Source organism: Actinomyces provencensis, assembly GCF_900155435.1.
Lineage (GTDB): Bacteria > Actinomycetota > Actinomycetes > Actinomycetales > Actinomycetaceae > Pauljensenia > Pauljensenia provencensis.
This window is the reverse complement of record NZ_LT700212.1, coordinates 1,491,343-1,510,248: the sequence shown is the minus strand read 5'-3', so window position 1 is coordinate 1,510,248 and position 18,906 is coordinate 1,491,343. Positions and strand designations below refer to the sequence as shown.

The window sequence follows — 18,906 nt, the reverse complement described above, 5'->3', positions numbered from 1 at the left end:
CCTACTCCTCATCCGGCCTGCGGGTGACCACGACCGCAGCCGGTCGCAACATCCGCTCAGGCGTTCCGAACCCGGCGCGAGTGACGGCGAGGATGCTGCGCGACGGGGCGCTGGCATCCTCGACGACCGAGACCGCCTCGTGCAGCTGCGGGTCGAACTCCGCACCGTCGATGACAATCTCGGGGTACCCGAGTGCGCGCAACGCATCAGCGGCCTGCGCCCGGACGGCCTGCATGCCACCCAGAACGCCCTCGTCAAGGTCCACCCCGAAGCTGAGCGCCCGGTCCAGCCCGTCGACGACGGGCAAGAAGGCTTCGGCGGTGTGCCGCCGCTCCTGCTCGCGGACGGTCTCGATCTCGCGCGCCATCCGTTTGCGGAGGTTGTCGTAGTCCGCCGCCGCCCGGCGCCACCGGTCCTCGGCCGTCTCCAACTGGGCGGCAAGCGCTGCCTGCGCGGCGCGGATCTCCTCGGGGGACACGTCGGTGAGGTCGTCGTTCAGCAGGTCCACGGCCCGCGTGTCCTCGTTCTGCTCCTCGACCATCGCGATCCTCCCTCCGTGCTACTTGTCGAATTCGGCGTCGACGACGTCGTCTTCGTCGTCCTGAGCGGGCTGCTCAGCGTGGCTGGCGTTCGCGCGGGCCGCTGCAAGGGACTGCGCAACCTGCAGCAGCTCGCCGGTGCGCTCTTTCGCTTCCTGCTCGCCGACGTTGTTCTGCACTGCCTCGCGGGCCTCCGTGATGAGCAGCTCCGCGCGGGCACGCTCGTGCTCCGGTGCAGCGTCGCCGAGCTCACGCAGTACCCGCTCGACCTGGTAGGTGGCGGAGTCCAGCTCGTTGCGGGCGTCCACGGCCTGGCGCAGCGCCTGGTCGTCAGCACGGTGCTGCTCGGCTTCCTTGATCATCCGGTCGATCTCGCCCTGGTCCAGATTCGAGGTGTCGCTGATGGTGATGCCCTGCTCGGTGCCGGTGTCCTTGTCCTTCGCCGTCACGTGCAGGATGCCGTTCGCGTCGATGTCGAAGGTGACCTCGACCTGCGCTTCACCGCGAGGAGCGGGGCGGATGCCGGTGAGCTGGAACCGACCCAACACCCGGTTGTCCGCGGCGTTCTCCCGCTCGCCCTGCAGCACGACGATCTCCACCGACGGCTGGTTGTCTTCGGCCGTGGAGAACACCTCGCTGCGACGGGCGGGGATGGTGGTGTTGCGTTCGATGATCTTCGTCATCACGCCACCGCGGGTCTCCACACCCAGCGACAGCGGGGTGACATCCAGCAGCAGCACGTCGTCGACGTCGCCCTTGAGGACCGCAGCTTGGATGGCGGCGCCCACAGCGACCACCTCATCGGGGTTCACCGTCATGTTCGGCTCCTTACCGCCGGTGAGCCGCTTGACGAGCGCTTGGACAGCGGGGATGCGGGTGGAACCGCCCACGAGGATGACCTCGTCGATATCGTTCTCGCTGACCTTCGCGTCGGCCATCGCCTGACGCACCGGACCGAGGCACCGCTCAACGAGGTCAGCGGTGAGGTCTTCGAACTTGGACCGCTTCACGGTCATGGTGAGGTGCTTGGGTCCGCTGGCGTCGGCGGTGATGAAAGGCAGGCTGACCTGGGTCTGGGACACCGAGCTGAGCTCGACCTTCGCCTTCTCGGCCGCCTCGAACAGTCGCTGCAACGCCTGCGGGTCGTTGCGCAGGTCGATGCCGTTCTCGTTCTTGAACTCGTCGGCAAAATAGTCCACCAGCCGGCGGTCGAAGTCGTCGCCGCCCAGATGGGTGTCACCGGCGGTGGATCGCACTTCGACGACCCCGTCGCCCACGTCGAGGAGGCTGACATCGAACGTGCCGCCACCGAGGTCGAACACCAGGATGGTCTCGTGGTTCTTCTTGTCCATCCCGTACGCCAGTGCGGCGGCGGTGGGCTCGTTGATGATGCGCAGCACCTCGAGCCCGGCGATGCGTCCGGCGTCCTTGGTCGCGGTGCGTTGGGCGTCGTTGAAGTAGGCGGGAACGGTGATGACAGCCTCGGTCACCTTCTCACCGAGGAACTTGCTGGCGTCGTCGACGAGCTTGCGCAACACCATGGCGCTGATCTCCTCCGGCGCATACTGCTTGCCGCGGATGTTGAACCGTGCTTCGCCGTTGGGGCCTTCCACGACGTCGAAGCCGACGGCGTTGGCTTCCTCCTTGATCTCGTCGAAGGAACGGCCGATGAACCGCTTGGCGGACGAGATAGTGCCCTTCGGGTTGAGGATGCTCTGCCGGCGGGCAAGCTGCCCCACCAGCCGTTCACCGTCCTCGGTGAAAGCGACCACCGACGGGGTAGTGCGGGCTCCCTCCGCGTTCGGGATGACCTTCTCCTCGCCGGCCTCCCAGACGGCGATAACGGAGTTCGTGGTTCCCAGATCGATTCCTACTGCCTTGGCCATGATGATTGTTCCTTTCTTGTCGCGTGAGACACGTTTCAGGGGTCGTCAAAGAGCGCGCCAGGATCGGAGCAGGCGCAGGGCTGAGTGCCCAGAGTCAGGAAGCAGGCTGCTTCAGGGGGATCTTTCCGGACGGCGGGCTACTCGATGGGCATCACCACCCGCAGGACGCCCAGGTCGCAGCTGGCGGTGACGCTGTCGCTGTCGATGCCGGGCGCCAGTCCCAGCAGCCGCATGAATTGCCCGTGGGGGCCGTTCGGCGGTGAACCACTTCGCGCCGACGGTCGCGGACTGGGCCGCTGACCGCGCGGACGGTGAGCGGCTGGCCGCCCACCCAGCTCGATGGACTCCGAGTCGATGCCTGGCAGGTTCGTCTCAGGAACATACTCGTCGCCCTCTCGGGACAGATCGACCGACATCGAGCGCGGATCCATCTGCTGAGCGATGCGCAGGTCCGCACATGAGGTCACCATCTCACGTCCCCCTTTACGCTGAGTCACTATAACTCGACTATAACTCCACTGCCGATGTTTGTTCGACGGTCGGAGGTGTAGAACTCACCCGGACCATGTGGTCCAAGCAGAAGCGCGAACGCGCGGTAGAGCTGCGTCGTTCTGGTACCAGACTGGACCCCACGTAGGCATTTCGCAAGTGATTCGCCTGACGAACGCAGCCTGATCCGCTTTCCAGACCTGCGCGTCCACAGGGCTCAGCCCCACCACCGCGCCGTCGCGCTCAGCGAGCCAAAGCGTCTCGACTGCTCCGAGCCTGGACAAGATGCGTCCTGTCACCGGGTCATTGGGTTCGATGAGCATGGACAGCACCATCCTCGCGGTGCGCTCGTCATTCGCGACCTCACTCACGCTGGTCATCATCGGTTCCTCTCGGCGCTCGTTACCGACGAGGTGCGCCGAGAGCTACCGACGGATCAGCAAATCGGAACCGCAGCTACGAGTCATCGCTCGCCTCGTCCACGATGAGTCCAGCCTCGACCAGTGCAGCCCGCACGGCCTTACGGTCCACGCCCATCCGGCGACCGATGGCCCGCATCGAGACGCCCGCTCGGGTGAGCCGCACGGCCTCCGCCTTCTCGTCGATCCCCAGCCTTGGTCGGCGGCTCGGCACCTTGCGGCGACGCAGATGGGAGAACACGGTGGCGCGGTGAATGCCGTACCTCTCAGCGAGCGCCTTGACTCTCATCCCGGCCAGGTAGTCGCCGACGAGGGCGTCCACCTCGGAGTCGGTCAGAAAAGTTTGAGCCGTCTTGACAGTGCTCGCAACAAGGCCACGATCATCCTTCGGAGCGGTATCCTGGGGACGTCGAGAGACCTGGTGGACCCCACGGNCGGGTTGGTCGTAGACGGAGTGCAGCATCGCCTTCACCGCCGGCCATATGCTCTTCGGGGTCACGCTCATCAGGTTGGCCGCGTAGTGGGTTCTGCATCGTTGCCAGGCCGCGCCGGGCAGGTTCGCCGCGATGGCCTCCACCAGTCCGGTGTGAGCGTCGGAGGTGACCAGGCGGACCCCGCCCAGGCCGCGGGCGACGAGGTCAGCGAAGAACGAGTTCCAGGCTGCACCGGTCTCGGATGTCGCGACCCGTAAGCCGAGGACTTCGCGGCGCCCATCCGCGTTGACACCCGTGGCGACCAGCACGACCGCGTTGATGACCCGGCCTCCCTCGCGGACCTTCATCGTCAGCGCGTCGGCGGCGAGGAAGGTGAACGGGCCCGCCTCGCCCAGGGGGCGGTGCCGGAACTGGTCGACGTGCTCGTCGAGCTCGGCCGCCATCCGCGAGACCTGCGACTTCGACAGTGAGTGGATCCCCAACGTCTTGACGAGTTTGTCCATCCGGCGAGTGGAGACGCCCGCGAGGTAGCAGTCCGCGACGACGGTGATCAGCGCGGTCTCGGCGCGTTTGCGGCGCTCCAACAGCCATTCCGGGAAGTAGCTTCCCTGTCGTAGCTTCGGGATCTGAACGTCGATCGTGCCGACCCGGGTATCGAGGTCGCGGTGGCGGTACCCGTTGCGCTGCGCCGTGCGCTGGGGGCTGGGCTGGCCCCATTCAGCGCCGACGACAACGTCCGCGTCGGCGGACAGCAGCGCGTTGATCATGGTCTGCAGCAGCTGGCGCGTCAGATCCGGCGACGAGTCGGCGAGGGCTTCACCGAGCAGGCGGGCAGGGTCGAGAATATGAGGTGCGGTCATCGTGATGATGCCTTTCGAGTGGGATGTGAGAGTTTCCTCGAAGGATCACACGGTGACCGCGCCCACGCTCACGACGAGGCCGGCCACCGCGGGCTACACCACTCTAAGGGGCACTACTTGGGTAGGTACTGGCGCAGCAGGCCGTTGGTGTTCTCGTTGCTCCCCCGCTGCCAGGGCGAGTGGGGATCGCAGAAGTAGATCGGGATTCCTGTGGCGATGGAGAACGCGGCGTGCTTGGACATCTCCGCGCCTTGGTCCCAGGTGATCGTTCGGATCAACGAGGACGGCAGCTTGCTGATTGCGGCGCGCATCGCGGCCTCGACCTGCTCGGCGCTCTTGCCGTCGGGCAGGTGCAGCAGCAGTGTCATTCGCGTCGAGCGCTCAACGAGCGTGCCGATGGCGCTGCGGCTGCCCTCGCCGAGGATGAGATCACCTTCCCAGTGGCCTGGCACGGCGCGGTCGTCGGCTTCTGCGGGGCGCTCGCTGAGCATGACCATGCCGGGGATGCGGCCGCGACCGTCCGTGGTTCGGCGGGGCTTGCGGGCCGATCTTCCGGACCGCAGACACCGCGCCAGCTCACGGCGCAGTTCGCCTCGGCCCTGCACGAACAGCGACTGGTAGATCGTCTCGTGGCTCACGCGCATCTCCGGGTCGTCGGCGTGATCCAACCGTAGGCGGCCGCGATCTCCTCAGGTGACCACAGTTGCTCCAGCCGGCTGGCAACCTCCTCGAGCAGCCGGCCCGACGCAAGCTTGAACGGCTTCGGTCGGCGCGCCTGCTCGCGGGCACGTTCATGACCACGCCACGCCGAGTAGCCGCAGCGACCCCCACCGCGCTTCACCTCACGGCTGACGGTCGACACCGCACGCCCCAGCTGCTCGGCGATCGCGGTGAAGGTATCGCCGCGATTGATGCCCAGCAGGATCTGCTCGCGCTCGTCGATCGTCAGACAGCCCTGACGTGGCTCCCACCCGAACGGCCTGGCGTCAAGGTGCCTGCCGGTGCGGGCCATGATGCCGACCATCGGCGCGCTGCAGCCGATCTCCTTCGCGATGTCGACCAGCCGCCAGCCCTTCCCGTGCAGCCTGAGCGCGAGCTGCTTCTGCTCCCGGCTGAGATGACCGTGCCTGCCCTGCATCCGGATCCTCCTGTGATCAGTGACTGCCTCATCTCACAGGACTCGTTGCACTGACCGCTTGAATCCGCCGGGCTGCTCCGATCCGGTCGAGGCCATCGCTGTGGCCGGAGAATGCCTCGGACGGTCCCGCGGGTGATTACCTGGGATGCCCCTGACAGAGGGTCTTGGGGACGAAGCTGTCGGGGTCCACTGCAGGCAACTGCGGGGAGCACGCTCGGCAGAGCCGAGCAGGCTCCCGGTTGGTGGTGACAGGCACGCCGACGTCCCTGCTTCCCGGCGAGATCCGCTCCTGAATCCGTTCCAGCGGTGAGTGTCGGGGGAGCGCAGAGGGCCACGGCCCTCAGCACTTACTCGGGCGTGGGCCAGCACCCGGTCCGGGCCCGGGCCTTTGGCGGTCAAGTCGTGGGACGGCTGGCGTCGAGCTTGGCCGTGGCCGCCTCGAAGTACTCGGCCTCCACAAGAATCTCGTAGGAGGACGCCTCCAGGCCCTGGACGCTACTGAAGTCCCGGCGCCCGCCGGTGGCCGCGTGGCCCAGCAACCCGAAGATCAGCCCCCACACCGCGCCCAGGAGTACCGCCCACAGGATTACCGACAGCCACCCCACGACCGTGAAAAGACCCAACAGCAAGCCAATGAGCAATCCCAGCCAGGCTCCGGAGGCGGCCCCGTACAGGGCGGCCTTGCCGTAGGTCATCCGCCCGGTGACCTGCTCAACCAGGCGCAGATCGGTGCCGACCAAGCGCACGTGCTCAACCGGGAACCCGGCGTCGGAGAGTCGGTCGACAAGGCGCTGAGCCTCGTCATAGGAGGGCACTGTGCGCAGGACCTGGTAATGAGCCGAAGCAGTGGGTGGAAGAGGGGAGGGATGGGACATGCTTATCGTTTCCTGTTCGTGGTGACGATCCGACCCGGACGGTGGCCTGCACCCGGGGTTGCCGGGCACCTGGGTCGGGAGTGGACGGAAAGTTAGGAAGAGAAATTGCGGAACAGTCCGGGCACATCAGCAGCCCTGGCCTCCCTTCCTCCCCCTCGGTATCGGCCGTTCAGCCGCGGTGCCTGCGATCTTCGTGGACTTCTGCCACTGGCTCCGACTCGGCATCGGAGCCCGAGATCACCAGCACCCCGTCGGTGCAGGTGGCGGTAGAAAGACCCGAACGCATCAAGGTCCTTGCGCATCAGCTCGGCCACGGCCGTGGCTCCTCTCCGGGTCCTCAGCCCCGTCCCCGAGCCCGTCGGTCCGTGGTGGACCAGCGACGGGCCCGCTCTCAGGGCCTTACAAAATGTCGCGGACCTTACCAGGATAAGCATATTTATCTCTGCAGTAAACGCCCGGCCCGTCTTCGGCGCCTCGTGCCACACATGCCTTCCCGCTCGGGTTGCGGCGGGCTATAATTCGCCTTTCACGTGCCCGGCTTGCCGTCTTCGGAGCTGGGCCTTGACACCCCTGCACCGGGTACCCCCGCATCAGTACCGCACCTGCCGCTGGGCAGTCGATGCATCACCTGTCCGAACGGAATCGACCGGCCCCACGCTGATCACTGCTCCCACACCGCCGAAGCACTTCAACCGATCCGTCACTGCAGCATCATCGAGAAGCCGTCCTCGACACCGGCAGGTCCCGGGCCCGCTGGCTGTGATGTCTTCGCGCTGGCGGCGTCGGCGGGGAGAGGATTTCGCAGTGAGCAGCACCGCTCTTTCCGGGATCGAGGCGACCACCGAATCCGGCCCGCGGTGCTGCACGAAACCTTGGGGGCTCCATCGAGCCAGTGGCAATCCGACCGTGGTTGCCTCACCATGGAGCGGTGACTGCTGACCGTTGCCGATCCACCGCCGATCCTGCCGAACCCCTTTCCGATGCCGAGCTGCTCATCGGCCTGGTGGTCTCACCATCCCTGAGTGCGGTGCTCGGCCCCGAGGTCACCACCACGGTGCGCAAGATTTTGGTGCAGCGGTATCCGGGAGTGCGCTGGCAACTGAAGATGGCCGAAGACCGGCTGGTCGATCCACCCACCGAGACCTTGGACCTGCTGGAGGCGGCCCGAAACCGCGTGCTGGAGGAGAACTGGGATTTGGCCGTGGTGCTCACCGAGATCCCCCTGAAGACCGGCCGACGTCCGGTGCTCGCCCAGCTCAGCCCCGTGCACGGGGTAGGACTGGTCTCCGTCCCAACCCTGGGACCCGTGCACGTGCGGCAGAAGGTGCAAGAGACCAGCGTGCACGTGGTCGGGCAGCTCCTGGGCTACGACGCCGAAGACCCCAACGCCCAGCGGGATCTTGCTCGAAGAGCCCACCAGCTGTCCACCGATCTCGACGAACGCCCGGACGACAACGTCGTGCAGCTCACGGCCCGAGTGCTGAGCGGCAACGTGCGGTTGCTGCTGGGCATGATCCGCGCCAACCAGCCTTGGGCCTTCGTGGCCCGGCTCTCCCGGGCGATGGTCGTGGCAGCGGCCACCGGCATGCTGACATTGGTGGCCTCGGACCTATGGGTACTGGCCATGGCCTACGGGCCGGTGCGCCTGGTCCTGCTGGCGGTGATGGCGATCGGGGCGGTGAGTGCCACCCTGATCCTGGGAGCCGACTTGTGGGAGCGCCCACGGCGGCGAGCCCAACGTGAGCAGGTCATCCTGTTCAATTTGGCCACCACCGCGACCGTGGCCATCGGGGTTGTGGTGTTCTACCTCGTCTTATTCATCCTGTCCTGGGTCGGCGCGCTGCTGCTCATCGACGAGCAGGTACTGGCCGGTATCGCCGGTCACCCAGTGAACGCTTTGGACTACGCGAAGATCAGCTGGCTCACCGCCAGCCTGGCCACCGTGGGCGGAGCACTAGGAGCTGGACTGGAGGACGAAGATGTGGTGCGCGCCGCTGCCTACACCCGGTCCAGCACCTGACACAGCCCCAGCACGCCACGCCCAGTCCTTCGGCAACTCGGGCCATCGACAGGTGGCCGACGACGATCCCGACCAGACCCCACCGCAGGCCGGCGCGGGAGATCTTGGCCCGCGGCGGCGCCGCAGCGGTGGTGTCCTGACGCCACACGTGCGAGCACTCCTTGCAGCGGTAGCAGCGCACGGTGAGCACCAGCGTGGTAGGGCGCCACCCGAACGGCTCGTGCGCCAACTCCCTGCTCACCGTGTCACGGGGCACGCCCTGGCAGCCGCACCGCCTGCACCAGTCGTCCGGCTCCACGACCCGGCACGCCAGCACGGACCGGTCAGGCTCGAGCAGCTGGCCGGTGACCTCCAGACCGAGGCCGTCGAGGCGGGTGAAGGTAGTCAGGTCAGGGCGCGTGAAGGTAGCGTCAGGCACGTCGAGGTCTTCCGGACGGGTTGTGTGAGAACTCCCATCATCGGAAGACCTCGACCCTCACCCCGACACCGACGCGCCGCCCCAGGTCGCACCACAGCTACACCCTCATCTGTGAAGAGCCCCTCAAGGGCGCTGCGCGTCGCTGCGCGATGCCGCCTGCGGCGGCACCCTTGACTGCCACCCTCCACGCACCTGCTGGCAACTATCAGGACGAAGGGGTGCTCTGGGCTCGGGCAAGGGCTCGGCGTACCGATGACGTGCTCACGCCGAGCACGGTGGCGATGTGCGCGTTGCTCTGGCCCTGCGCCTTCATGCGCAAGGCGGCGTCGATTCGCTCCGACCCCATGACGGTGGGGCGGCCGCCGACCCTCCCCTGGGCCCGCGCATAGGCCAGGCCGCGCCGGGTGTTCTCCCGGATCGTGTCCACGCGCAACTGAGCGAACACGGCCATAATCCCCACAATGGCCTGGCCCATCGGGCTCGACGTGTCGATGCTCAGCGCCGGCTCCGTCAAGCTCTTGATGCTCACGCCCTGCCCGATCAGGTCATGGACGATCTCGATGGCCATGACCTCGCTTCCGGCCAGCCGGTCCAGCGCCCGGAACACCAGCGTGTCGCCCGGACGCAGATAGTCGCGGCACGCCAACCACTGCGGCCGGTCGGCCGCACGGCTGGACTCGCCGTGGTCCACGAACACGCGCTCGGCCCCGGCCGCGCGCAGCTCCGCCTCCTGGGCGGCCGGAGTCTGTTCGCGCGTGGACACGCGTGCGTACCCAACGACCGTCATCGGCTCCCCCGTCCTCTCGGCTCTCCTCGGTGCGGGTCGTCATCGTCATCGCGCTTCGCGCGACGCCGTTCCATCTCGCTCTCGATACGTTCGTGCAGGCCAGCCCGGGTGTTCTCACGCCGGACGCGGGCGTGAATGCTCGATGCCCACGCCTTGGTGCGCATCTTCACATCGTCGAGCTGACCAGCCGTCAGACCGTAGACGCGCACCTCTTCGGGCTGGATACGCTCCACGTTGTCAAGGTTCTGGGCGAACCATCCCAGGTCGAAGCCAGCATCGACTCCCCGGACCAAGTCCAGCAGTTCCTCGTCGCTGTACCGGCCGGAACGCCGGATCGCGTCCACATCGAGGTAGTCGCGGGTCTCGGCCCGCGAGAACAGGGCCCCGACCTTGTTGCCCACCGCGTCCTCAATGGACAAGACGGGCCCGACCTCCAGCCGCACGGGCGGGTGAGCCCGCCAGTCCACGCCCAGGTCCATGTCAGTGCTGCGCCCTTGCGCGCTGACGATGGTGAGCTGGGCGAACGTGTCCTGCCGCCGGCGGCTCTCCACGGTGTAGCCGGCCGCGCGCAGCTCCGCAATGATCCGGTCGAGCGACGTGCCGAACCGTGCCTGGGCCTGCTGGACGGTGAACAGGTCCACGTCCTCGGTGGGCCGGTCGATCAGCCCGTGCTCACGGATCGCGCCCGAGCCGGCCAGGGCGAAGCCGGCATCGTCGCCGACGGCCTCCAAGGCCAGGCGCGTGATGCGCCGCTGCTCCTCCTGATCTCTGCTCACACGAAGACCCGAAGCCGGGGGAACCTCTTCTCCCACAGGCCGCGCACGCGCGGATCCATGTTCAGAATCGGCCACGCCTCGATGAGCCGATCTCGGTTCATCAAGCGGCGCTGCTGATCGGCAGTCCCCTCGGCGAGCAACGCCTGGTAAGCCATGCGACGCCAACCCAGGTTCGACACGTCCACGTCGAACCGATCGGCCTGCCAACGCACAGAGTGTGGCAGGTCGATGGGCCCGTCATAGGGTCCGCGCAGCTCGTCGAGCGAAGCGGGCGCGTCATAGGGCTTGACATCGCGGAACCGCACACGAGCCGCTGTCACCTCAGCCATGGCCCGCCTCCTTCCATCTCATCCCAGTTTACCCTGCCAGGTCGAAAACGGTCTATCACCCGTTTCGGTTTCGGTGGGGGTTTTGACCACCCTTCGACCGCCAACTTACGCGGGTCATGTCAGTTTCCGAAGTCGGCTGCACGGAAGTTCGAAGGCGTCTGCACTCTGTGCTCAGGTATGCCGCGCGAGCGCTCGGGTGCAGGTCGATGGGACGCCTCCAGGGATGTCCCTGGAGGTCCTGGAGGCCGCCATGGCCACCGACGCGGGCTGGAATCTGTTGCGGTCGCGTCGTGTGGGCTGTGGTGGTATGATGGCAAAGACGAGGCCCGGAGGGCCGGGCCACCGGTCACTGAGAGGTGATGGTGAAGATGACTGCTCTGGATCCGTTCCGTGAGATTGAGCGTTTGCTGGGCACGGCCATGCGTCAGGCCCCGTCTGCAGCGGCGATTCCGATGGATCTGTACCGCTCGGGTGATGATGCCTTTGTCGCCAAGATCGACCTGCCGGGCGTGGACCCGGACTCGATCGATATCGATGTCGATGACCGCACGTTGACGGTGCGCGCCGAGCGGCGCCCGGAGGAAGCGGAGGCGCAGTGGCTGGTGCGGGAGCGGCCTGCGGGGATTTTCGCCCGTCAACTCACCTTGGGTCGGGGGTTGGCGACGGACCGCATCGAGGCCGGCTATGCCGACGGGGTGCTGACGTTGACGATTCCGGTGGCTGAGGAGTCCAAGCCGCGCAAGATCCAGGTCACGGCCTCCGACCGCACGGCAGCGATCGAACAGGGGTCCTCCTCCGGCGAGCAGCAAGCCACCGGCGAGGGATCGGGGCAGAGGCAGTAGAGGGATCGCGGACGCCGGCGCGAGCGGGACGCCGGCGTCTGCGGCGGGACACCTCCCGTCTCCTGGTCGGCTGCCACTGGGACGCCCGGCTCCCTGCGCGACTCAACGGCTCACCTCGCTGCAGGCGCTCCCGCCTGGGGTAGCCCCCATCAGAAAAGAAGCCACAGAGGGTCCAGGTGCGGGAATAGAACCTGAGCGTGGTTCGCTCAACTATGTGATCTTGATATGTGATCTTGAGACGAGAGGAAGGTGATGGTGATGGCACTGCCTGTTCGTGGCGGCAACACGGAGATCACCCATCGGGATCCTTTCAGCGAACTGCACGACCTCACCACCCGGATGAACCAGCTCGTCCAGTCCGCGCTGGGCGACTTCCCCAACCGGGTCGCCTCGCTCTGGGCCCCGCCGGTAGAGCTGGAGGAGACAGAGGGCTCCTACGTTCTGGAGGCTGACCTGCCCGGTGTGAAGGAGGACGACGTTGACCTCGAGCTGCGCGGCAACGAGCTGAGCATCCACGGCGAGGTCAAAGAACGGGAGCGGACCGGCATCCTACGCCGGAGCACACGCCAAGTCGGGCAGTTCGAGTACCGCGTGACGCTGCCGGCCGACGTCGACCCAGACCAGGTCAACGCCACGCTACGCGACGGTGTCCTGCGGGTGGAGGTGGCCAAGACCGAGGCCACCCAGCCACGCCGCATCCAAATCACGAAGGGCTGAACGCAGCTCCACGCCGCGTCCCCACGCGAGAGATCAGAGGGAGGTCCTCCCCATTCAGAAGACCCGCACTGCCACCAACCTCATGGCCGGGTACATCTAGGGCGTGTCTCCTATATGTGGAGTTCGGCTTGCCCGATACTGGCCAGGTGAGTGAGTTGACCCGGTTTGAGGCCTTGACGGATGAGCAGTGGGCGGTGGTGGAGCCGCTCCTGCCGTCCAACGAGGGCAGGAAGGGCCGCCCGTTCACCAACAACCGGAGGATCGTCAACGGGATCATCTACCGGTATCGCACGGGGATCCCGTGGCGGGACCTACCTCGGGAGCAGTACGGGCCGTGGCAGACGGTGTGGAAGAGGCATCGCTCGTATGCACGCCGAGGCGTGTGGGACCATGTGCTCTCCCACGTCATCTCCCAGGCGGACACGCGAGGTGAGGTGGACTGGGCGGTCAGCATCGATGCGACGATCAATCGCGCTCACCAGCACGCCACCAACACCAAACGCCCCGAGCAGGACACAGGGGGCGCGATCGAACTACAAGAAATCTCCCACCGGGGAGGATGAACCCGCAGGTCGCGGCGTTGGTCGGTCCCGAGGCGGGTTGACCACGAAGATCCACCAGGTCGTGGACGGACACGGCCTCCCGCTCGCCATGGTGGTCACTGGCGGGCAACGCAACGATGGCGTGATGCTCAAGGACACCCTGGAAGACATCTATGTTCCTCGGCCTACCGGCAGGCCTCGCACCACACCCGAGGTGGTCTTGGCGGATCGCGGGTACACCTCAGGTGTGAACCGCCGCTACCTGCGTGCCCGCCACATCAAGATGGTGATCCCCCAGAAGAAGAACGAGATCGCCGCCCGCCAGAAGAAGGGCTCCCAGGGCGGCAGACCACCTGGCCTCGATGTGGAGGCCTACAAGGGCCGCAACGTGGTCGAGCGGTCCTTCAACAGCGTCAAGCAATGGCGGGGACTGGCCACCAGATACGACAAGCTCGCCACCACCTACCGCTCAGCCACAGTCCTCCACGCCATCCTCCAATGGCTCAAGACATAGGAGACATGGCCTAGGCATCTGAGGAACCCGGGCGACCTCACAGACCGGGTCACCACAAACTATCTCGTCCTCAGACTGTGATCACATCGCCGAGAACGACCGATCGGGTTCGCGGAATCCGGAAAGCCGTGGTGCGGTCGGCCTGGTTCCTCGACAGCGTGAGGTAGACGAGCCGCCGCCAGGTGGCCATCGGGCATCTGGATGCCAATGGGTCGGTGTCGTCGGCGCGACGTATGTTGGCCACTGACAGGAAGTAGACAGCTTCCTGCATGTGCATCCGGGGGTCGGGGAGCTGGTCCATGACCAGCGCCAGGGCGGACGGAATGTTCTGGGAGTCGGCGAAACCGACATGGCACTCGACGTATGCGATGCCGTCGTCGGGGTCCCCGAGGTCGGTGACCCTGATCCGATCCCGATGAGGGATGTGGGAGATGTTCTCATCAACCATCGAGATGATGACGTTGTGCTCATGGAGCACATGGTTGAACTGGATATTGTTGCGCAGCGCGAGTGGTGTGGTGACCCGGCCCGGATGCGGGTAGATCGCCAAACCGGGAACCCGAGTCGGTCGATCGTCCTTGATACGAGCCAGGAAGTCATCCAGCGGCCCCTCGGCGGAGGCACGACTGGAGACGACGAACGCGGTGCCCTTGCGCCACGCCGTCATGATGACGATGATCGCACCGGCGATCACCAACGGAATCCAGCCCCCCGAGGTGATCTTGAGCAGATTGGCCGCGAGGAGAGACAGCTCCAGGCCACCGATGACCACTGCTATCGGCAGAACTCGCCACCACGACCAGTCCCAGACGAGGCGGACCAGGATCAGGAAGAGGGCCGTGGTGAGCAGCAGGGTTCCGGTCACGGCGAGTCCGTAGGCGGTGGATAACCGTGCCGACGTGCGGAAAGCGCCGATGAGCAGCAGAACACCGAGGTAGGGCATCCAGTTGACCTCGGGAATGTAGATCTGGCCGCCCTCCTCCCGAGAAGTGTGGCGAATCGAGAAGCGAGGCAGCAGGCCAAGCCTGGAGGCTTGATGGGAGACCGAGAACGTGCCGGATATCACAGCCTGGGAGGCAATGATGGTGGCCAGAGTGGCGATCACCACCAGCGGGACCTGTGCCCACTGCGGCGCAGTTCGGAAGAAGGGGTTGTCGATCCAGGCGGGATGAAGAATGATCATGGCGCCCTGCCCGAGGTAGTTCAGCATGAGAGCAGGCAGCACCACCGAGAACCAGGCGATGCGGACCCGGCGGCTGCCGAAGTGGCCCATGTCGGCGTAGGGCGCCTCCGCTCCCGTGACGGTCAGCACGACCGCCCCCATGGCGACGAAAGCCGTCCACGGGCGCTCAAGGACGAACAGCAGGGCCCACTGGGGTGACAGCGCCATCAGGATCTGAGGACAGCGAAGAATCCACGGTGCCCCCAGCGCGGCGATGCTGATGAACCAGACCAGCATGATGGGTCCGAACGCCCGTCCAATCACCGCGGTACCCCTCTGCTGGATGACGAACAGGGCGGTGAGGATAACCACCGCGGCGGGCAGCACCATTCGAGTCAGACCGGGATCGATGACGGTGGCACCCTCGAGGGCGCTCATCACCGAAATCGCGGGCGTGATCATTGAGTCCCCGTAGAACAGCGCCGCCCCCACCATTCCGATTCCCATCGTCACAGCGGCGAGTCGGCAGCGTGAGGGGATGTGGCGTTGCAGCAGAGCCATGAGGGCCAGGATGCCGCCCTCGCCCCCGTTGTCGGCACGCATCACGAGGGTGACGTACTTGATGCAGACGATGAGCAGGATGGACCAGATGACCAGCGAGATGATGCCGATGACGTTGTCGCGGCTGGGTACGGCGGTGTGGTGATCGATCGCGAAGACGGTCTGCATGGAGTAGAGGGGTGAGGTGCCGATGTCGCCGAACACGACACCCAGCGCAGCGAGCACGAGCCCTCGAGCGGGGGAATACGGTGCCTTGGATGGTCTCTGTCGCCATAAGGGCAGACTCCGGTGATCGCTGTGTGTGGACACGAGCATCTGACTCCCTTGTTGACAGCGGCAGCGCCACTCACCCTGGATGCGCTCCGCCCGACCGACCTGATGGCGCACTGCACTCTGGGCAGGCGCAACCATCGATCAAATCGCGGCACGCGCAGGAGTGGCGCGATCCTCACGAAATCCATACGGTGGAAGGGGCAATGCTTGCAGAATCCTCACGGCCGCAAGGGTCCCCTCCGCGCTTCCAGGAATGCTCGCCGAGCTGGGCTCATCATAATCCACGGTGTAGCTGAGGTCTGAACCCGCCGGTTTCGAGGAGGGATCTGGCGACATAGTGGGTGAGGTTGCGGAAGCCGAGGGCTGATCCGCGGAGGTGCTCGAGGCGGCCATTGATCGCCTCTGTGGGACCGTTGCTGGTGCCGGGCCGGTCGAAGTAGGCCAGCACGTCGACCGCCCGCTGCTTCAGCGTGCGGCCCAGTGTGCGAAGTTCGACCAGCGCTGCTGGGACGCCGCTGGCGAGGCTGGCGATGAGCTTGTTCATGAGGTCTCGGCCGCGAGCAGGGTCGGGGTCGCGGTAGGCGGTGACCATGCGTTGGTAGGCCGCCCAGGTGACCTCAAGTTCGGTGTGCGCCTCGTCAGCGAACAGGGCGTCAAGCCGGGTCTTCTGTTTGTCGGTGAGCAGCGATGCTCCGGTGTGCAGGGTTCGCCGGGCTGAGTAGAGCGGGTCGCCGGCACGGCCGCGGTGGCCGTGCAGATCCTGTTGGATTCGACGGCGGCACCGGTCGAGGGCGTCGCCGGCGAGCCTCACGACATGGAAGGGGTCCATCACCGCGACCGCATCAGGCAACTCCTCGGTGGTGGCGGTCTTGAAGCCGGTGAAGCCGTCCATCGCGAAGACCTCCACCCGGTCGCGCCACGCCTGGTCACGCTCAGACAACCACTGCTTGAACACGCTCTTGGAGCGGCCCTCGACCATGTCCAGCAACCTGACCGGTCCACTGTTCGTCCTTGCCGGCGTCAGATCGATGATCACGGTCACGTACTTCTCGCCGCGACGGGTGTGCCGCCACACGTGCTCATCCACGCCGATCGTGGTCACCTTGTCGAACCGGTGCGGGTTGTTGATCAGCACCCGCTTACCCTCGGCGAGCACCGCGTCGTTCGCTGTGTTCCAGCTGATGTCCAAGCCTTCGGCGATCCGGGCCACGGTGAGGTGGCGCACCACGATCCCTTCCAACGCCCACCGCAGCCCGCGGCGCGACAGTCGGGTCTTGGCCTCCGCGGCCCGGCTCGTGTCCTGGCGCCACACATGAGCGCAGTCGGCGCACCGGTACCGGCGGACCAGCACCTCCAGCAGGGTCGGCCGCCACCCGAGCGGTTCGTGAGCGAGCCGACGCACCACCGTGTCCCGCAACACACCATGCTGGCCGCAGCGGTGGCACCAGTCGTCCGGCTCGACAACCTGACAAGCGATCACCGCCCGTCCAAGCTCGAGTCGTTGACCAACCGCAACCAGGCCCAGCTCGTCGAGCCGGCAGAAGGTGGTCAGGTCAGGGGTCGCGAAGGTAGCGTCAGGCACGTCGAGGTCTTCCCGATGGGTTGGTGTGAGAACCCCCATCCTCGGAAGACCTCGACCCCTACCCGGTGACCGACACGCCAGCCACCATCACACCCCCACTACACCGTGGATTGTGATGAGCCAGGATCAGATCGTCCTCGCAGAGCGTTCCGCGTCTGAGTTCGTTGACCAGAACCGGGTTTTAACTTCCCTCATCTGAGCTGGTTGGATGTCTACCAGCAAGGGAGAGTTTGAATGTCACAGGAGACGAGACCCGAGGCCGCCAAGGGCTCGGCGAGGGCGGTGCGTAAGCCGCGTGTCCGCTTGGCGCCCTCGCAGAAGTATGAGGTGTTCACCGCGGTGCTCACCAATGCTGCGACCCAGCGGGAGTTGGCGGAGAAGTACCACATTGACCGCTCCACGATCCAGGGGATCTGCCGTACCGCGAAGCAGGGAGCCATCTCAGCTTTGACCCAGGCGGTGCCTGGCCGACGCGCCCGGGACCCCCAGGAGGCGGAGTTGGCCTCGGCGCGGGAGCGGATTGCGCGGTTGGAGACCACGATCGCGGAGCAGGCGATGCGCCTGCACTTGATCGAGGGAAAAGACGGGTGGGACTGATGGCCGGGCCGGTCCCCACTCGGCTGGGGGGTCCGGCCAAGCAGGCACTGCTTGACCTGGTCTCAGATGCGGCTGGGGCGGGGTTCTCGCTGCGTCAGGCGTGTGTGTGGCTGGGGATCAACCACTCCCGGGTACTGGCCTGGCAGGAACGCCTGGATCGTGGTGTCTCCTTGGAGGACCAGCCAGCTGGCCCAGTGGCCGGAGAAGTCCTCCACGCGCTCTTGGAGTGGGAGAAGGAGGCGATCGTGGCCCTGGCCGGGCAGTGGGAGCGCGTCGACCTCTCCCACCGCAAGCTCGCCCATCGAGGTTCCCGCCTCGATGTGGTCTACGTGTCCGAATCCTCCGTGTTGCGGGTCCTGACCGAGGCGGGGGTGCGCCTGCCCGGCCTCCCCAGGCCCACTCCACGTGAACGCAAGGCGTTCCCCGACTGGGCCCAACTGGTCCCCGGCGTCATCTGGGTCTACGACTTCACGCACTTCTCGGGCCTGCCCGGGTGGTGTGCGATCGCTGTGGTGGACGTGGTGTCCAAGAAGTGCCTGGCGTTGAACCTGAGTGTGGAAGAGACCAGCACCCAGGTCGAGGCCGCCTTCATCGACGCACTCCACTGTGATGGGAAGGCCTGGCTGCTCGCCGATGACGCCTTTGCAGTGGAACTGGCCCAAGGACACGTCCCTGACCCTGACATCGACGTCGAAGACGACGGGACGGGCAGTGTGCCAGTCCTGCTGGCAGTGTCTGACAACGGGCCCCAGATGACGTCCTCTGCCACGGCGAGGTTCATGGCCGCCGCCCGCATCGGGCAACACTTCGGCCGCCCCGGCACCCCCAACGACCAGGCCTGGATCGAGTCGTTCTTCGGCCACCTCAAGGCCGAGAACCCCCACCTTGACGCCATCGCCGATCCCGGTGCCCTACGCGCTGAACTCGACCACCTGTGCGTCCACTACAACACCGTGCGCCTCCACGAGTCCATCGGCTACGTCACCCCCCAGGAGGAACACGAAGGGCGCGGACCCGCCATCCGCAAGGCCAGACAAGACGGCCTCAAACGAGCCCGAGAAGCCCGCATTGCCACCAGACGACAAACACGACACAATCACACCAACAACACCAGCACCGATGAGGGTATTTGAACCCGCGAACTGG

General features: G+C 66.2%; 17 protein-coding genes and 3 pseudogenes. 7 read left to right on the top strand and 13 right to left on the bottom strand.

Annotated elements, in window-relative coordinates:
- Position 1: 1 nt before the first annotated feature.
- From BQ9890_RS06680 to BQ9890_RS06650, 7 genes and pseudogenes are all read right to left on the bottom strand, one after another.
- A complete protein-coding gene (locus tag BQ9890_RS06680; protein ID WP_075890278.1) occupies positions 2-541 on the bottom strand; it encodes a nucleotide exchange factor GrpE in 540 nt (179 codons plus the stop codon).
- Positions 542-559: 18 nt separating this feature from the next.
- Positions 560-2,425 (bottom strand): molecular chaperone DnaK, encoded by a 1,866-nt coding sequence (gene dnaK, locus BQ9890_RS06675; protein ID WP_075890276.1) that lies wholly within the window; start codon positions 2,423-2,425, stop codon positions 560-562.
- A 137-nt stretch (positions 2,426-2,562) separates the two neighbouring features.
- Positions 2,563-2,895 (bottom strand): Hsp20/alpha crystallin family protein, encoded by a 333-nt coding sequence (locus BQ9890_RS06670; protein WP_075890274.1) that lies wholly within the window; start codon positions 2,893-2,895, stop codon positions 2,563-2,565.
- 84 nt (positions 2,896-2,979) lie between these two features.
- Positions 2,980-3,297 (bottom strand): hypothetical protein, encoded by a 318-nt coding sequence (locus BQ9890_RS16260; RefSeq protein WP_230297856.1) that lies wholly within the window; start codon positions 3,295-3,297, stop codon positions 2,980-2,982.
- 472 nt (positions 3,298-3,769) lie between these two features.
- Positions 3,770-4,627, bottom strand: a pseudogene (locus BQ9890_RS06660) (IS256 family transposase); the annotation flags it as partial.
- A 116-nt stretch (positions 4,628-4,743) separates the two neighbouring features.
- Positions 4,744-5,765 (bottom strand): annotated as a pseudogene (locus tag BQ9890_RS06655) (IS30-like element ISPfr16 family transposase); the annotation flags it as partial.
- A 395-nt stretch (positions 5,766-6,160) separates the two neighbouring features.
- Positions 6,161-6,580 carry a YflT domain-containing protein gene (locus tag BQ9890_RS06650; RefSeq protein ID WP_230297855.1) on the bottom strand — a complete coding sequence of 140 codons (420 nt, stop codon included), beginning with the start codon at positions 6,578-6,580 and terminating at the stop codon, positions 6,161-6,163.
- Positions 6,581-7,568: 988 nt separating this feature from the next.
- Here BQ9890_RS06650 and BQ9890_RS06635 point away from each other — a divergent pair.
- A complete protein-coding gene (locus BQ9890_RS06635; RefSeq protein WP_075890268.1) occupies positions 7,569-8,660 on the top strand; it encodes a hypothetical protein in 1,092 nt (363 codons plus the stop codon).
- Between the two features lie 13 nt (positions 8,661-8,673).
- On the opposite strand, the pseudogene BQ9890_RS06630 reads toward BQ9890_RS06635, so the two are convergent.
- The 4 genes and pseudogenes from BQ9890_RS06630 to BQ9890_RS06615 all read right to left on the bottom strand — a co-directional run.
- Positions 8,674-9,078 (bottom strand): annotated as a pseudogene (locus BQ9890_RS06630) (ISL3 family transposase); the annotation flags it as partial.
- 205 nt (positions 9,079-9,283) lie between these two features.
- Positions 9,284-9,865, bottom strand: a complete 582-nt coding sequence (locus BQ9890_RS06625) for a recombinase family protein (RefSeq protein WP_075890266.1) — start codon at positions 9,863-9,865, stop codon at positions 9,284-9,286.
- Complete coding sequence (locus BQ9890_RS06620; protein WP_075890264.1) at positions 9,862-10,641, bottom strand: nucleotidyl transferase AbiEii/AbiGii toxin family protein; 780 nt, start codon at positions 10,639-10,641, stop codon at positions 9,862-9,864. The genes BQ9890_RS06625 and BQ9890_RS06620 overlap by 4 nt, the downstream gene beginning before the upstream one ends.
- Positions 10,638-10,970 carry a transcriptional regulator gene (locus BQ9890_RS06615; protein ID WP_075890262.1) on the bottom strand — a complete coding sequence of 111 codons (333 nt, stop codon included), beginning with the start codon at positions 10,968-10,970 and terminating at the stop codon, positions 10,638-10,640. The genes BQ9890_RS06620 and BQ9890_RS06615 overlap by 4 nt, the downstream gene beginning before the upstream one ends.
- A gap of 359 nt (positions 10,971-11,329) precedes the next feature.
- Between BQ9890_RS06615 and BQ9890_RS06610 the strand changes: the two genes are divergently transcribed.
- From BQ9890_RS06610 to BQ9890_RS06595, 4 genes are all read left to right on the top strand, one after another.
- The gene (locus BQ9890_RS06610; protein ID WP_049770829.1) at positions 11,330-11,812 is read left to right on the top strand and encodes an Hsp20/alpha crystallin family protein; all 483 of its coding nucleotides are present in this window, start codon (positions 11,330-11,332) and stop codon (positions 11,810-11,812) included.
- Positions 11,813-12,070: 258 nt separating this feature from the next.
- Positions 12,071-12,529, top strand: a complete 459-nt coding sequence (locus tag BQ9890_RS06605) for an Hsp20/alpha crystallin family protein (RefSeq protein ID WP_027587601.1) — start codon at positions 12,071-12,073, stop codon at positions 12,527-12,529.
- 146 nt (positions 12,530-12,675) lie between these two features.
- Positions 12,676-13,092 (top strand): IS5 family transposase, encoded by a 417-nt coding sequence (locus BQ9890_RS16855; protein ID WP_075890300.1) that lies wholly within the window; start codon positions 12,676-12,678, stop codon positions 13,090-13,092.
- The gene (locus BQ9890_RS06595) at positions 12,986-13,585 is read left to right on the top strand and encodes an IS5 family transposase (RefSeq protein WP_078062281.1); all 600 of its coding nucleotides are present in this window, start codon (positions 12,986-12,988) and stop codon (positions 13,583-13,585) included. Before BQ9890_RS16855 ends, BQ9890_RS06595 begins: the two co-directional genes overlap by 107 nt.
- Before the next feature lie 70 nt (positions 13,586-13,655).
- Here the strand turns inward: BQ9890_RS06595 and BQ9890_RS06590 are convergent, their stop codons facing one another.
- Positions 13,656-15,533 carry a potassium transporter Kup gene (locus tag BQ9890_RS06590; protein ID WP_230297854.1) on the bottom strand — a complete coding sequence of 626 codons (1,878 nt, stop codon included), beginning with the start codon at positions 15,531-15,533 and terminating at the stop codon, positions 13,656-13,658.
- Between the two features lie 322 nt (positions 15,534-15,855).
- Positions 15,856-17,163: an ISL3-like element ISPfr6 family transposase gene (locus BQ9890_RS06585; protein WP_078062280.1), complete on the bottom strand. Its 1,308-nt coding sequence runs from the start codon at positions 17,161-17,163 to the stop codon at positions 15,856-15,858.
- A gap of 234 nt (positions 17,164-17,397) precedes the next feature.
- Here BQ9890_RS06585 and BQ9890_RS06580 point away from each other — a divergent pair, with 234 nt between their 5' ends.
- Both BQ9890_RS06580 and BQ9890_RS06575 read left to right on the top strand, forming a co-directional pair.
- The gene (locus BQ9890_RS06580) at positions 17,398-17,760 is read left to right on the top strand and encodes a helix-turn-helix domain-containing protein (RefSeq protein ID WP_143226246.1); all 363 of its coding nucleotides are present in this window, start codon (positions 17,398-17,400) and stop codon (positions 17,758-17,760) included.
- Positions 17,760-18,893: an integrase core domain-containing protein gene (locus BQ9890_RS06575; protein WP_078062541.1), complete on the top strand. Its 1,134-nt coding sequence runs from the start codon at positions 17,760-17,762 to the stop codon at positions 18,891-18,893. The genes BQ9890_RS06580 and BQ9890_RS06575 overlap by 1 nt, the downstream gene beginning before the upstream one ends.
- Positions 18,894-18,906 lie beyond the last annotated feature (13 nt).

Bases quoted from the DNA above. Each gene is read 5' to 3' on its own strand.
- BQ9890_RS06680 (WP_075890278.1), bottom strand. From the start codon at position 541: ATGGTCGAGGAGCAGAACGAGGACACGCGGGCCGTGGACCTGCTGAAC.
- dnaK (WP_075890276.1), bottom strand. From the start codon at position 2,425: ATGGCCAAGGCAGTAGGAATCGATCTGGGAACCACGAACTCCGTTATC.
- BQ9890_RS06670 (WP_075890274.1), bottom strand. From the start codon at position 2,895: ATGGTGACCTCATGTGCGGACCTGCGCATCGCTCAGCAGATGGATCCG.
- BQ9890_RS16260 (WP_230297856.1), bottom strand. From the start codon at position 3,297: ATGATGACCAGCGTGAGTGAGGTCGCGAATGACGAGCGCACCGCGAGG.
- BQ9890_RS06625 (WP_075890266.1), bottom strand. From the start codon at position 9,865: ATGACGGTCGTTGGGTACGCACGCGTGTCCACGCGCGAACAGACTCCG.
- BQ9890_RS06615 (WP_075890262.1), bottom strand. From the start codon at position 10,970: ATGGCTGAGGTGACAGCGGCTCGTGTGCGGTTCCGCGATGTCAAGCCC.
- BQ9890_RS06610 (WP_049770829.1), top strand. From the start codon at position 11,330: ATGGTGAAGATGACTGCTCTGGATCCGTTCCGTGAGATTGAGCGTTTG.
- BQ9890_RS06605 (WP_027587601.1), top strand. From the start codon at position 12,071: ATGGCACTGCCTGTTCGTGGCGGCAACACGGAGATCACCCATCGGGAT.
- BQ9890_RS06595 (WP_078062281.1), top strand. From the start codon at position 12,986: ATGCGACGATCAATCGCGCTCACCAGCACGCCACCAACACCAAACGCC.
- BQ9890_RS06580 (WP_143226246.1), top strand. From the start codon at position 17,398: ATGTCACAGGAGACGAGACCCGAGGCCGCCAAGGGCTCGGCGAGGGCG.
- BQ9890_RS06575 (WP_078062541.1), top strand. From the start codon at position 17,760: ATGGCCGGGCCGGTCCCCACTCGGCTGGGGGGTCCGGCCAAGCAGGCA.